General features: G+C 63.4%; 14 protein-coding genes. 2 read left to right on the top strand and 12 right to left on the bottom strand.

Annotated elements, in window-relative coordinates; translation table 11 throughout:
* From G4D79_RS14590 to dapE, 10 genes are all read right to left on the bottom strand, one after another.
* Complete coding sequence (locus G4D79_RS14590) at window positions 1-840, bottom strand: putative RNA methyltransferase (RefSeq protein WP_099697875.1); 840 nt, start codon at window positions 838-840, stop codon at window positions 1-3.
* Window positions 841-957: 117 nt separating this feature from the next.
* A complete protein-coding gene (locus tag G4D79_RS14585; RefSeq protein WP_003945169.1) occupies window positions 958-1,125 on the bottom strand; it encodes a DUF3117 domain-containing protein in 168 nt (55 codons plus the stop codon).
* A gap of 151 nt (window positions 1,126-1,276) precedes the next feature.
* Window positions 1,277-1,846, bottom strand: a complete 570-nt coding sequence (locus G4D79_RS14580) for a DNA-3-methyladenine glycosylase I (RefSeq protein WP_030536943.1) — start codon at window positions 1,844-1,846, stop codon at window positions 1,277-1,279.
* The gene (locus G4D79_RS14575; protein ID WP_099697855.1) at window positions 1,846-2,223 is read right to left on the bottom strand and encodes a DivIVA domain-containing protein; all 378 of its coding nucleotides are present in this window, start codon (window positions 2,221-2,223) and stop codon (window positions 1,846-1,848) included. Before G4D79_RS14575 ends, G4D79_RS14580 begins: the two co-directional genes overlap by 1 nt.
* A gap of 32 nt (window positions 2,224-2,255) precedes the next feature.
* On the bottom strand, window positions 2,256-3,197 hold the full coding sequence (locus tag G4D79_RS14570) for a glucosyl-3-phosphoglycerate synthase (RefSeq protein WP_003945188.1): 942 nt from the start codon (window positions 3,195-3,197) through the stop codon (window positions 2,256-2,258).
* A complete protein-coding gene (folP, locus tag G4D79_RS14565; RefSeq protein ID WP_099697854.1) occupies window positions 3,194-4,093 on the bottom strand; it encodes a dihydropteroate synthase in 900 nt (299 codons plus the stop codon). The genes G4D79_RS14570 and folP overlap by 4 nt, the downstream gene beginning before the upstream one ends.
* Before the next feature lie 30 nt (window positions 4,094-4,123).
* The gene (locus tag G4D79_RS14560; RefSeq protein WP_099697853.1) at window positions 4,124-5,896 is read right to left on the bottom strand and encodes a long-chain-acyl-CoA synthetase; all 1,773 of its coding nucleotides are present in this window, start codon (window positions 5,894-5,896) and stop codon (window positions 4,124-4,126) included.
* Window positions 5,897-6,008: 112 nt separating this feature from the next.
* Window positions 6,009-6,566 carry a TIGR00730 family Rossman fold protein gene (locus G4D79_RS14555; protein WP_003945191.1) on the bottom strand — a complete coding sequence of 186 codons (558 nt, stop codon included), beginning with the start codon at window positions 6,564-6,566 and terminating at the stop codon, window positions 6,009-6,011.
* Entirely contained in the window at window positions 6,560-7,363 is an 804-nt protein-coding gene (locus tag G4D79_RS14550) for a TIGR00730 family Rossman fold protein (protein ID WP_003945176.1), read from the bottom strand. Before G4D79_RS14550 ends, G4D79_RS14555 begins: the two co-directional genes overlap by 7 nt.
* Window positions 7,364-7,379: 16 nt before the next feature.
* Window positions 7,380-8,450 carry a succinyl-diaminopimelate desuccinylase gene (gene dapE, locus G4D79_RS14545; protein ID WP_174519520.1) on the bottom strand — a complete coding sequence of 357 codons (1,071 nt, stop codon included), beginning with the start codon at window positions 8,448-8,450 and terminating at the stop codon, window positions 7,380-7,382.
* A 49-nt stretch (window positions 8,451-8,499) separates the two neighbouring features.
* Between dapE and dapD the strand changes: the two genes are divergently transcribed.
* The gene (gene dapD / locus G4D79_RS14540) at window positions 8,500-9,453 is read left to right on the top strand and encodes a 2,3,4,5-tetrahydropyridine-2,6-dicarboxylate N-succinyltransferase (protein ID WP_019749368.1); all 954 of its coding nucleotides are present in this window, start codon (window positions 8,500-8,502) and stop codon (window positions 9,451-9,453) included.
* Window positions 9,453-10,835 (top strand): amino acid permease, encoded by a 1,383-nt coding sequence (locus G4D79_RS14535; RefSeq protein WP_042450390.1) that lies wholly within the window; start codon window positions 9,453-9,455, stop codon window positions 10,833-10,835. Before dapD ends, G4D79_RS14535 begins: the two co-directional genes overlap by 1 nt.
* Window positions 10,836-10,844: 9 nt before the next feature.
* On the opposite strand, the gene G4D79_RS14530 is transcribed toward G4D79_RS14535, so the two are convergent.
* The gene (locus G4D79_RS14530; RefSeq protein WP_099697852.1) at window positions 10,845-11,603 is read right to left on the bottom strand and encodes an ABC transporter permease; all 759 of its coding nucleotides are present in this window, start codon (window positions 11,601-11,603) and stop codon (window positions 10,845-10,847) included.
* Window positions 11,603-12,592: an ABC transporter ATP-binding protein gene (locus G4D79_RS14525; protein WP_099697851.1), complete on the bottom strand. Its 990-nt coding sequence runs from the start codon at window positions 12,590-12,592 to the stop codon at window positions 11,603-11,605. The genes G4D79_RS14530 and G4D79_RS14525 overlap by 1 nt, the downstream gene beginning before the upstream one ends.
* Between the last annotated feature and the right edge of the window lie 90 nt (window positions 12,593-12,682).

Genomic DNA, 12,682 nt, shown 5'->3' with positions numbered 1-12,682 from the left:
TCAGATCTTGCGATAGGTCGAGACCGTCGCCGACGCGGTGACGGTGCTCGGCTGCGGCAGCTTCGCCACGGCGGCAGCCAGATCGGCGGGCGTCAGGTGTCTCGCCGACGGTCCCATCCCCACCAAGTCGAGGACGTCCTGGTGTGAGAGTGACATCGTGAACTCGACCTCGTCGCTACTCACACGCTCGAAGTATCCGGCCATCGACGATTCGAGACGTTCCACTTTGCGGTCGTCGACCCGGACCATCGCGAGAATGTCGATCAGCTCGCGCAGATGCCTGTCGGTGGGCGTCAGGACCACCAGAGCGCCGCCTTCGGCGAGAACTCGATGGGACTGCGGACCGTTACGAGGAGCGAACACACAGAGCACGTGAGAGAGCGCTCCGTCGCGAATGGGTAGTGGTTGCCAGACGTCTGCGACGATCGAACCGATTCTTTCGTGGACCTTCGCGGCACGCCGGGCCGCGAACTTGGACACGTCCAACGCTATCGCCCGAGAATCAGGCAGCGAATCCACGACGTGTGCGAGGTATTGTCCTGTGCCTGCGCCGATTTCGACGATCCGCGCGGGATCCGACCTCGCCGTCGTCGCGCAGGCCCGGGTGACGGCATCCATCAGCGGGCCGAAGTGGCCGGCGCCGAGCAATCGTGCACGCGCGGCAATCATCTCGGCACTGTCGCCGGTGAACTTCGTGGCACCGCCTGAGATCAGGCTCACGTAACCCTGGCGAGCGACGTCGAATCGATGTCCGCGGTCGCACTCTGCGGCGCCGTCCACCAATTCCAGATCAGCAGCACACTGCGGGCAGGACAGAAGATCGATCACGGCGGCAAGCATTGATCCGTCCTTTCGGCTACCGGCGGTGCGCACACACTTCAGGCCCCGTACCGAAACGGATACGGAGCCTGCGTGCAATCACGTGCTGTTGTTCGTACTGCTACAACCTGGACCCGACTAGCTGGTGACGTTCGTGAGTTCCACACCGAGCGCTGCAGCTTCATCCGGGGTCAGCTCGACGACGAGGCGTCCGCCACCCTCGAGTGGAACCCGCATGACGATTCCTCGTCCCTCTTTGGTTGCTTCGAGGGGACCGTCCCCGGTCCGGGGCTTCATGGCCGCCATCCTCTGCTCCCTCCAGATCTGCGCTGCATTGCTCTGCGCCTCGACTAACGGTGCGCCCCGCCAACAATCAGCGAGGCTCGTACCCTCCATTGTTCCCTATGGATGCGGGAACCGGGAATCTGAGTCACATTTAGGGGTGTTCAGTCGACCGTCACACCTGCACCGGAACCCAGCAATCAGCCACGTGATCATCGACCATTCCGGTGGCCTGCATGAGCGCATACGCCGTGGTAGGACCCACAAACTTGAACCCGCGCCGCTTGAGTTCCTTAGCCATGGCAGTCGACTCGGGAGTGACCGCGGGAACCTCTGCAATTGATGTCAGTCTTCTGGTGCGTCGAGGCGGCGAGAACGACCAGAGTAACGAATCGAGGTCCAGATCGGGCGAATTCACGAGCACTCGGGCGTTGGAAATCGTCGCCTCGATCTTCGCGCGATTGCGGACGATCGCGGCATCGGAGAGCAATCTCTCGACATCCGCAACTCCGTACGCTGCGACCTTGTCCGGATCGAACCCGTCGAAGGCTTCGCGGAACGCCTCGCGTTTGCGCAGAATCGTGATCCACGAAAGTCCCGATTGGAATGCTTCGAGGGCGAGTCGTTCGAACAGTTCGTCGCGCCCGTGCAGCGGACGCCCCCACTCCTCGTCGTGATAGTCGCGGTAGAGCGTGTCGCCGGGCGTCTCGACCACCCAGCCGCACCGAACCAGTCCGTCGGCCATCAGCCCTGGGAATCCTTCGATTCCGATACGGTCTCAGGCTCCTCCTGCGATGCTTCTGCCTTGGCCGGAGCATCCGCTTTCACCAGGATCTCAGACCGCTCGTCACGGCCCAGTTGTGCACGCAGAGAATCGATTTCCAACCCGAGGCGATGCAGGGCCCAATCCACTTCACTCGCCTTGTAGCCACGCAGCACCTGCTGAAAACGCAGCGCGTCGACATCCGCCCCGGTGACGTCCTCTGCCGGGAGTACGGTCGCCGTCGTGCCAGGAGGCAGCGGCGGCAGCTCTTCCGAGCGCCCGAACACAGCGCTGGCGGCGAGGAAGATCATCGCGCCGACCAGAGCCATGACAATCAGGTACAGGAGGATCGTCATCATGGACCGATACTCCCATACCCGAGTGTGAGCGGTCAGACCCCCGCGGTGCGCACTATCGAATTCATCGGGGGGCGATCGAGTAGCGAAACCTCGGTGGTCTCGGGCACGAAAGAATCGCCGTCGACCAGGAATTGGGTCAACCCGGCACCCGAATCCTCGATCCCGCACCGCCTGAGCATCGTTCCGATGATCTGCCGGCTCATCACGCCGAGGTCGGCGAGCGGCCGGTTGCGATGCTTGCGCACGCCGAGATTGACCTGACCGATCGCCGCCAGCCCCAACGTGTCGTACGTGTCGAGCAGCAAACCGATCTCGACGCCGTAGCCGGGCGCGAACGGGACAGCGGACAGCAGCTCACGGGTGCCCGCGTATTCACCGCCAAGCGGTTGCAGTACCGACGTGAGTTCCGGCCGCAGCGCGGCCAACATGGGCCGCGCAACCAATTCCGTGACTCGCCCGCCGCCGTTGGCATCCTCCGTGCCGCTCACGCGCAGCGGACGGCGGTAGTAGCCCTTCACCAGATGGATGCCGTCAACCGTGAGCAGCGGCCCCAGCAGTTTGGGCACGAACGCCGGATCGGGATTGATGAGATCGGAGTCGACGAATGCGATCAGATCGCCGGTCGTTGCGGCGACCGAACGCCACAGCACCTCACCCTTGCCCGCGGTCGGCGGGATGGACGGGACTGCGCTCTCACGACTGATCACCGTCGCCCCCGCCGCGCGAGCACGCTCGGCGGTACGGTCGGTCGAACCGGAATCGAGAACGATCAACTCGTCGACCAAACCACCGAGCAACGGATGAATGGTGTCGACCACCGCAGCAACGGTGTCCTCTTCGTTGAGCGCGGGCAACACCACCGAGACGGTTCGGCCACCCTTCGCCCGTTCGAGCTCGGCGACCGTCCAACTCGGATGGTCCCAACTGTTGGCGTCTGCCCATACGCGGGTCGGGCCCGCACCGGTGATGCTCATGCCAGACCTCGAACCGTACGTACCGGGGCACGGCGTCCCTGGATCGCGGCCACCATGTCGACGACTCGACGGGTGGACGCCACCTCGTGAACACGGAACACCCGGGCGCCGCCCGCCGCGGCCATTGCTGTCGCTGCCAATGTTCCCTCCAACCTCTCGGAAAGCTCCACACCAAGAGTCTCCCCGATGAAGTCCTTATTACTCAGCGCCATCAGCACTGGCCACCCGGTGTTTACAAGAACGTCCACTTTCCGCAACAACTCGAGCCCGTGGAAGGTGTTCTTACCGAAATCGTGGGTGGGATCGATCAGGATCGCGTCACGCGGAACCCCGAGTGCCAGGGCGCGCTCTGCCGCCGACACGACCTCGGTGACCACATCTGCGACGACGTCGTCGTAGCGGACACGATGCGGGCGGGTGCGCGGAACCGCGCCACCCGTGTGCGAGCAGACGATCCCGGCACCAGTCTCGGCAGCAACCAGGACGAGGTCGGGATCCGCACCCGCCCACGTGTCGTTGATCAGGTCGGCGCCTTCGCCGCGTGCCAACCGCGCGACGCCGCTCCGCCAGGTGTCGACGCTGATGATCAGCTCGGGGTACTTGGCTCTGATCGCCGCGACGAACGGAACGACTCGCCTGACCTCTTCGTCGGCGTCGACGAGGTCACCGGGCCCAGCTTTCACTCCCCCGATGTCCACCAGATCGGCGCCCTCGTCGACGGCCCTGTCGACGGCAGCCATCGCTGCCGAATCCGAGAACGTCGCGCCTTGGTCGTAGAAGGAATCGGGAGTGCGGTTGACGATGGCCATCACCAGTGCACGGTCGACCGCGACCGGACGCCCACACAGGGTGGGCGCCGGACCTGGCTGCGCGGTAGAACCGGGGAGTGAAGACATGCCACTCATACTGGCATGACGGAACTCGGTCTAGCCCTTGGGTACCGAGCCCGCCGCGACCTTTCCGACGTATTCGTCGTACGAGTCCACGTAACCACCCTCGCGGCCTTCGAGAACGTGCAGAGTGTCGGCGCCGACGTCGTAACCCTCGTTGCGCAATTCCACCTTGCGCGACTTGAAAGTGCTGGTGTGTTCGAGTGAGTCGACGATGCGGATGAACAGCGGGACCGCGTAGTTGGGGAGCTTGCCGTAGAGGTGTGCCGCGACTTCACTTCCCTCCAAGCTTTGACCGTCCCGCAGCTTGACCGCCGCCATGCCCGCGCGACCGTCGGTGCCCGGAATCTCGACGCCGTAGACAACTGCTTCCTCGACGGCCGGGTGCGAACTCAGCGCGCCCTCGACCTCCGTGGTGGCGACGTTCTCTCCCTTCCAACGGAAGGTGTCGCCGAGACGGTCGACGAAGGCGACGTGGCCCCATCCCTGCTTGCGCACCAGGTCTCCGGTGTCGAACCAGGTGTCGTCGTCCTTGAATCCGCCGCGTACCAGTTTGCTGTTGCTCGCCGCTTCGTCGGTGTAACCGTCGAAAGGCGCCCGGTCGGTGACCTTCGACAGCAGGAGTCCGACCTGACCCGTGGAAACCTTGCGGAGTCGACCGTCGGCTCCACGCAACGCTTTTCCGGTGTCCTCGTCGAACTCCACGACGGCGTGCGGCAACGGGCAGATGCCTGCTGTCTTGTCGACGTTGAGTGCGTTGACGAACGCGATGTTGCATTCGCTCGCACCGTAGAACTCGGCGACGCGGGGTATGCCGAACCGCTGGGTGAATTCGGCCCAGATCTCAGGGCGCAGACCGTTACCCACCATCAGCCGAACAACATTGTCGCTGTCGGTCGGCTTGACCGGCTGGTTGAGCAGATAGCGGCACAGTTCGCCGATGTAGGTGAACGCGGTCGCCTTGTTCAGTGCGATGTCGTCCCAGAACCGCGAGGCCGAGAACTGACGTCCGATCGCGATTGTCGCACCGGACGCGAGCACCGAGGACAGCGAGACCGTCAACGCGTTGTTGTGGTAGAGCGGCAGGCAGCAGTACAGGGTGTCCGAGCCGCGCAAGCGCACGCCCATCAACCCGAGGCCCGACATCGACTTCAGCCAACGGAAGTGAGTCATCAAGCTGGCCTTGGGCATTCCGGTGGTGCCCGAGGTGAAGATGTAGAACGCCTTCTCCTTTGCCAGCACCTCGGCGGTGACCGCGGGGTTGGACGGATCAGCCGTCTTCGCCAGATCCGCGAGTTCGCTGACGAGAAGTTGGTTCGGTCCGCTAAATCCGGCGGGCAACGATTCGAGGGCTTCTTCGCACTCGTCGGCGACCACCAGGACCCGCGCGTCGAGGAGCGTAAGGCTGTGTGCCAGAACGTCGTCGCGCTGGTTGTAGTTCAGCATGCCCGCTGCCGCGCCGAGTTTTACCGCGGCCAAGGCGATCAGCAGCGCTTCGGGAGTGTTCTTTGCCAGCACTCCGACGACGTCTCCGCGGTCGACTCCTCGACCACGGAGAACGTCCGCGTAGCGGTTCACCAGTTCGTTGGCTTCCGCGTAACTGGTCGCGTGGCCCTCGAACCGGATGAACGGGCGCGACGGGTGCGCGTGCGCGGCCTTCTGGAAGATCAACCCGATCGATTCCTTGGCCGAAGGCTTACGGGTGAGCCCGGCGGCCCCCCGCGCCAGGATCGGCACCTCGGTGATCATCGACGGCAGTTTTGCCGCCAGATCGAGCAGGCCGACGGTCGAACGGGCTTCCGAACTCATGGCTCCCCTAACACGTATCCGGCGCCCATTCGGCCGCCCAGTCTGCGGCCACCTTACTGCACGGTAATAAAGCCCGCCATGCCCCAGGTCAGGGTTTCACGCACGCGTCTGATCAGGATTTGACGCACGCGTCGAGCGCGGCCTCGACGTCCGTCCTCACCAGCAGAGTGTCCAGCGCCTGACGCCCGACGAAGCCGGTCCCGTCGAGCTTGTTCAACCACTCGAGCAGGCCGGTGAAGTGGCCGACGGGATCGAGCATCACGACAGGTTTCTCGTGCATTCCCAGGTAGCCGGCCGTCCACGTCTCGAACAACTCTTCCAGCGTCCCGATTCCGCCGGGCAGCGTGATGAACGCGTCGGCGTGGTCTTCCATCAGCTTCTTGCGTTCGCGCATGGTGTCCGTGACGATCAGCTCGTCGGCATCGACGTCGGCAACTTCCTTGTGCACCAAGGCCTTCGGGATGACGCCGACGGTCCAGGCACCCGCCGCGCGAGCGGACTCGGCGACAGCGCCCATCATCGACACGTTGCCGCCACCCGAGACCAACTGCCATCCGCGTCGACCGATCGCGGTTCCCACCTCGGCAGCCAACGCCAGGAACGATTCGTCCACCGGACCCGACGCGCAGTAGACGCAGATCGAGTACTTCTTGTCGGAATCGGTCACCATTCTTCTTCTTTCCCCAGATCTGCGGCCTCGTCGACGCCCTTGTCGGCGTTGAGGACGATTCGTACTGCTTCTTCCACGCTGTCGGTGACGTGCAGCAAGTTCACGTCACCTTCGGAAATCTTGCCGTCCCGCTCGAGGGTGCCGCGAATCCAGTCGACGAGTCCGGACCAGTACTCGGTACCGAACAGGACGATCGGGAAGCGCGTGACCTTGTGGGTCTGCACCAGGGTGAGTGCCTCGAACAGCTCGTCGAGTGTTCCGAAGCCGCCGGGCAGGCAGATGAATGCCTGGGAGTACTTCACGAACATCGTCTTGCGTGCGAAGAAGTACCGGAAGTTGATTCCGAGATCCACCCACTCGTTGAGTCCCTGCTCGAACGGCAACTCGATGCCGAGGCCGATCGAGTACCCGCCGGCCTCACTGCAACCGCGGTTGGCAGCTTCCATCACTCCTGGCCCACCACCGGTGATGACGGCGTACCCGGCCTCGGCCAACGCCGTTCCCAGCTCGCGCCCGGATTGGTACTCGGGATGATCGACCGTGGTGCGGGCCGAACCGAACACCGTCACCGCACGCGGGACCTCGGCGAGTGCGCCGAAACCTTCGATGAATTCGCTCTGGATACGCAGCACACGCCACGGATCGGTGTGTACCCAATCCGTGGGTCCGCGCTTGTCGAGCAAGCGCTGATCCGTCGTGGTCTTCTCGTCCTTGCGCTTGCGTCGAAGCTGAACCGGCCCGCGGTGCTTGATCGACGAGCTCTGCTTCTTCGAAGCCGAATTCTTCTCTGGTGCCATGCGGCAAGGCTAACGGTCAGGCCGACAGATACTTCCTCAGCACGGCCGCGACGTCGGTGATCTGCTGCACCGGAACGTGCTCGTCGCGCTTGTGCGCGAGGTTCGGATCACCCGGTCCGTAGTTCACGGCAGGAATGCCGAGCGCCGAGAACCTGGACACGTCGGTCCACCCGTACTTCGCACGGAACTGACCACCGGCCGCCTCGATCAGGGCGGCAGCGGACGGGTTCGCCAAGCCAGGCAGCGCGCCGGGCGAGGAGTCGGTGACCTCGAATCCGAGGCCCAGACCGTCGAACACTTCGCGCACGTGCGCCTCGGCTTGTACCTCGCTGCGATCGGGTGCGAATCGGAAGTTGACGTCCATCTCGGCTTCGTCCGGGACGACGTTTCCGGCGACACCGCCGGAGATCCGCACCGCCGACAAGCCCTCGCGGTAGCCGCAACCGTCGATGTCGACCGAGCGCGGCTGGTACGCCGACAACCGCTCCAACGCTCCGCCGAACTTGTGAATGGCATTGTCCCCCAGCCAGGACCTGGCCGAATGGGCGCGAGTTCCCGAAGCCGTCAACCGCACCCGCATCGTGCCCTGACACCCGGCCTCGATGAAACCGGCCGTCGGCTCACCGAGAATTGCGACGTCCGCCGCGAGCCATTGCGGGATCTCGCGTTCGATCCGTCCCAGGCCGTTGTACGTTGCGGCGATCTCTTCGCAGTCGTAGAAGACGAGGGTCAGATCGTGGGCCAGGTTCTCGATGGTGGCCGCAAGGTGTAGGAAGACCGCGTCGCCCGACTTCATGTCCACGGTCCCGCAGCCGTGCAGGATGTCGCCGTCACGCCGCGAAGGAACGTTGTCCGCGATCGGCACCGTATCCAGATGTCCGGCGAGCATGACCCGACTGGGCAAACCACGCGACGTACGCGCCAACACGGCATTGCCGTTGCGGATGATCTCGAAGCCCGAAGTCTGCTCACGCAGCGCATCCTCGACAGCCTGCGCAATGACGGATTCGTCGTGCGAGACGCTGGGGATGTCGACCAGGGCGGCCGTCAAGTCGATGGGGTCCGAAGCAAGATCGAGGATGCTCACGCGCACCAGCCTAGGCCGGTGCACCCACCACCCAGTAATCTCTAGTCTCGTGAGCGCACAGGGAGCAACAGCAGTAGGTATCGCCAACGTGACCGCGGACGGAACCGTCCTCGACACCTGGTTCCCGGCACCGGAGCTGGGAACATTCGACAAGACCGGTACCGAGAACGTCGAGGGAACAGATATTCCTTCCGATCTTGCACTGCTGGCAGGCACTGACGACGCTCGCGAGGTATCGCAGGTCGTCGTGCGCACCACCATCGCCGATCTCTCCAAGGCGCCGGTCGACGCACATGACGTCTACCTGCGCCTCCATCTCCTCTCGCACCGTCTAGTCGCACCCCACGGTGTCAACCTCGACGGCCAGTTCGGCCTGCTCAGCAACGTCGTGTGGACCAACTTCGGCCCGTGCGCCGTCGAAGGTTTCGAGCAGGTTCGCTCGCGTCTGCGCATCCGCGGCGTCGTGACCGTGTTCAGCGTCGACAAGTTCCCCCGCATGGTCGACTACGTCGTGCCGTCCGGAGTTCGCATCGGTGACGCGGACCGTGTCCGACTCGGTGCACACCTCGCCAGCGGAACGACCGTCATGCACGAGGGCTTCGTCAACTTCAACGCCGGCACCCTCGGCAACTCGATGGTCGAAGGTCGCATCTCGGCGGGCGTCGTCGTCGACGACGGATCCGATGTGGGCGGCGGCGCCTCGATCATGGGCACCCTCTCCGGTGGAGGCAAGGAAACGATCTCCCTCGGCAAGCGCTGCCTCCTCGGCGCAAACGCCGGCCTCGGCATTTCGCTCGGCGACGACTGCGTCCTCGAAGCGGGCCTCTACGTCACCGCCGGCACCAAGGTCACCGGCCCGGACGGAACCGTCGTCAAGGCCAAGGAACTGAGCGGCAAGTCGAACCTTCTCTTCCGTCGTAACTCGGTCTCGGGTGCCGTCGAGGTCGTGCCGTGGAAGGGCACCGGCGTCGAACTGAACGCTGCTTTGCACGCTAACGACTGATGAGTAGCACCGACGTCTCCGACGGAACAACCACTGCTCTCGGCCACGGTCTCAAGGTCCGCCATCTGACGATGATGGGCCTGGGCTCGGCCATCGGCGCCGGCCTGTTCCTCGGAACCGGCGTCGGTATCGCCAAGGCCGGGCCGGCCGTCCTGATCTCCTACATCCTTGCGGGCGCCGTCGTGGTGTTCGTGATGCGCATGCTCGGCGAGATGGGCGCCGCGATCCCGGCCAGCGGTTCCTTCTCTCACTACGCGCGCCTGGGGATCGGCGAGTGGGCCGGCTTCGTGATGGGCTGGCTCTACTGGTTCATGCTGATCATGGTGCTGGGCGCCGAGATCACCGGGGCTTCGGCGATCGTGAACGACTGGGTGCCGTCGATCCCGCAATGGGTTGTCGCCCTGGTTTTCGTGGTGTTCTTCGCCGTGGTGAACCTGGCGAAAGTCAGCAACTTCGGTGAGTTCGAGTTCTGGTTCGCCGCAATCAAAGTCACCGTCATCATCGGCTTCCTGATCATCGGTGTCCTGCTGGTGTTCGGCCTCCTGCCCGATACCGACCCGGTCGGTACGAGCAATCTGTTCGGCCAGGGCGGCTTCATGCCCAACGGGCTGTCCGGCATTGCCGCAGGACTTCTCGTCGTGGCATTCGCCTTCGGTGGGATCGAGATCGTCACCATCGCCGCAGCCGAATCCGAGAATCCGGAACGCTCCATCGCCGTCGCTGTCCGGAGCGTCGTGTGGCGCATCAGCGTCTTCTACATCGGCGCCATCTCGATCATGGTTCTGGTGCTGCCCTGGAACGACCCCGAACTCGAGAGCGGCCCGTTTGTGGCCGTCCTGAACAAGGCGAACATTCCAGGCGTTGCCGGGTTCATGGAACTCGTCGTAGTGGTGGCGTTGCTTTCCGCCTTCAACGCCAACATCTACGGCACCTCTCGCATGGCGTTCTCACTTTCGCGCCGCGGCGACGGACCCGCCTTCATGGCGAAATTGTCGAGCACCGGAGTTCCGACCAATGCCGTTCTGCTGTCGGTGTTCTTCGGCTTCGTCAGCGTCCTGCTCAACTGGCTGCTCCCCGACGACCTGCTCGGCATCCTGCTCAACGCAGTCGGCGCTGCGCTGCTGGTCATCTGGATCTTCATCGTCGTCTCGCATCTGCGACTGCGAAAACAACTCGAAGCGTCGGGCAAGCTGACGGTTCGGATGTGGCTGTTCCCGTATCTGAGCTACGCGACACTCGCGATGCTTGGCGTCTTCGTCGTCCTCATGCTCTTCGACGCCGATGCCCGTGCACAGTTGATCTCGACCACCGTGTTGTTCCTGGTGATCGCGGCATTGGGTTTCCTCAACGCCCGCTGGCGTAAGCAGAATCAGCCCGCCTGATCCGTGTGCCTATGCATCTCGCCTGTTCACGACGACGATGCTGAGACCGAATACGACGAGCACGAAGAGGGCGAAGTAGATCAGGCTGCCCCAGGGTCCCCAGTGGAAATCGACGCTACCGCCGGAACCGAGAAAATTGTTGGCGTTCATGAACGGCAGGAACGGCATGATCTTCGCGCCGATACTTCCGAACAGGTTGAAAAGATTCTCGATCAGCAAGGGCCACAACAGCAGAAGCGCGATCGCACCTGCAGACTGCCGGAGCAACGCGCCGACTCCGACTGCTAGAACTACGCAGAAGAACGCGTAGATCGGTGTTCCGTAGACGACCCGCCAGTTCTCGTCGCCGGACAGAGTCAAGAATCTTCCGGCGTCACCTGATGTGGCCTTCGTGAGGGCGAAGGCGCCGAACGACAACACGAGAGTCAGCACCGCTCCGAACCCACCGATGAGGCCCGCTTTGGCGATGAGCACCGAGGCGCGGTTCGGAACTGCCTGGAATGTGGTTCGGATTGTCCCGAAACGATATTCGCTGGTGATCGCGAGAGCCGCCATGATCATCAGAACCAACACACCGAAGCCGGTCACTCCACTGAGTGCCCCCGAAACTGTCGGCATCATTGCACCGTTGGGGTTGCTGAGCGACGACTTGGCGCTCAGTCCGAAAACGGTAGCGAGTCCCAACCCGAGCACGATGATGATGATCGTGCACCACAGCGGCGACTTGGTCGTGGTGATCTTGATACGTTCAGCACTGAGAACAGCCATTACAGTGCACCTCCCATAGCCTGCTGCGTGTTTGCCTGCTGTGTATTTGCGTGGTGTGCACCGACACCCGGATCGATACCGGATGCGTGGTACTGGACATCGTCCCCGGTCAACTTCATGAACGCATCCTCGAGCGACCCCTCCTGAGAAGCCAACTCGTACAACATGATTCCCTGCGAACCAGCCAACCCACCGATCACATCGGTGGTCGAATCCACCACCACCAATGCCGGGGCAACACCGGAACCGTCCTCACGCACCGTCAACCCCTGCGAGAGCAACACACTGCGCAACGCATCGAGCTGAGGACTACGCACCCGCACCGTCGACTCCGACGAACGATCCACGAACTCCGCGACCGTCGAATCCGAAATCAACCGACCCCGACCGATCACCACCAACTGCTCCGCCGTGAGCGCCATCTCCGACAGGAGGTGACTCGACACCAGCACCGTGCGGCCCTCGGCCGCCAACCGCTGCATGAACTTACGAATCCAGACGATGCCCTCCGGATCGAGACCGTTGACCGGCTCGTCGAACAACAACACCTTCGGATCCCCCAACAACGCACCCGCCAACCCCAGACGCTGCGACATACCCAACGAGAACCCGCCGGCCTTCTTGCCCGCCACCTCGGACAACCCGACCAACCCGAGCACCTCGTCGACGCGGGACTTCGGGATCCCGTTCGAAGCAGCCATCCACTGCAGATGCGCCCGCGCACTGCGATTGGGGTGCACCCACTTCGCATCCAACAACGCACCCACCGTCCGCAATGGCGTCTTGAGCTCCCGGTATGGCTTGCCCTCGATCAACGCCGCACCCGACGTCGGCTGATCCAAACCCAGGATCATCCGCATCGTCGTCGACTTGCCTGCACCGTTCGGGCCCAGGAAGCCCGTCACGATGCCCGGCTTGACCGTGAACGACAAATCGTCCACCGCTTTCGTCGGTCCGTAAACCTTGGTCAATCCCCTCAGCTCGATCATGAGGACCAGTCAACCATGAAAACCGAACTGTCGGAACTTTCAGACGCCAACGGAGAAAGGCGTTGCGTCCGTTCGCTGTCGAGGCTAGTA

Source organism: Rhodococcus sp. WY5, assembly GCF_018588185.1.
Classification (GTDB): domain Bacteria; phylum Actinomycetota; class Actinomycetes; order Mycobacteriales; family Mycobacteriaceae; genus Rhodococcus_F; species Rhodococcus_F qingshengii.
This window is presented reverse-complemented; position numbering and strand designations above follow the sequence as displayed.

Coding starts and splice junctions, on each gene's coding strand:
- G4D79_RS14590 (WP_099697875.1), bottom strand. CDS start 840: ATGCTTGCCGCCGTGATCGATCTTCTGTCCTGCCCGCAGTGTGCTGCT.
- G4D79_RS14585 (WP_003945169.1), bottom strand. CDS start 1,125: ATGGCGGCCATGAAGCCCCGGACCGGGGACGGTCCCCTCGAAGCAACC.
- G4D79_RS14580 (WP_030536943.1), bottom strand. CDS start 1,846: ATGGCCGACGGACTGGTTCGGTGCGGCTGGGTGGTCGAGACGCCCGGC.
- G4D79_RS14575 (WP_099697855.1), bottom strand. CDS start 2,223: ATGATGACGATCCTCCTGTACCTGATTGTCATGGCTCTGGTCGGCGCG.
- G4D79_RS14570 (WP_003945188.1), bottom strand. CDS start 3,197: ATGAGCATCACCGGTGCGGGCCCGACCCGCGTATGGGCAGACGCCAAC.
- folP (WP_099697854.1), bottom strand. CDS start 4,093: ATGTCTTCACTCCCCGGTTCTACCGCGCAGCCAGGTCCGGCGCCCACC.
- G4D79_RS14560 (WP_099697853.1), bottom strand. CDS start 5,896: ATGAGTTCGGAAGCCCGTTCGACCGTCGGCCTGCTCGATCTGGCGGCA.
- G4D79_RS14555 (WP_003945191.1), bottom strand. CDS start 6,566: ATGGTGACCGATTCCGACAAGAAGTACTCGATCTGCGTCTACTGCGCG.
- G4D79_RS14550 (WP_003945176.1), bottom strand. CDS start 7,363: ATGGCACCAGAGAAGAATTCGGCTTCGAAGAAGCAGAGCTCGTCGATC.
- G4D79_RS14535 (WP_042450390.1), top strand. CDS start 9,453: ATGAGTAGCACCGACGTCTCCGACGGAACAACCACTGCTCTCGGCCAC.
- G4D79_RS14530 (WP_099697852.1), bottom strand. CDS start 11,603: ATGGCTGTTCTCAGTGCTGAACGTATCAAGATCACCACGACCAAGTCG.
- G4D79_RS14525 (WP_099697851.1), bottom strand. CDS start 12,592: ATGATCGAGCTGAGGGGATTGACCAAGGTTTACGGACCGACGAAAGCG.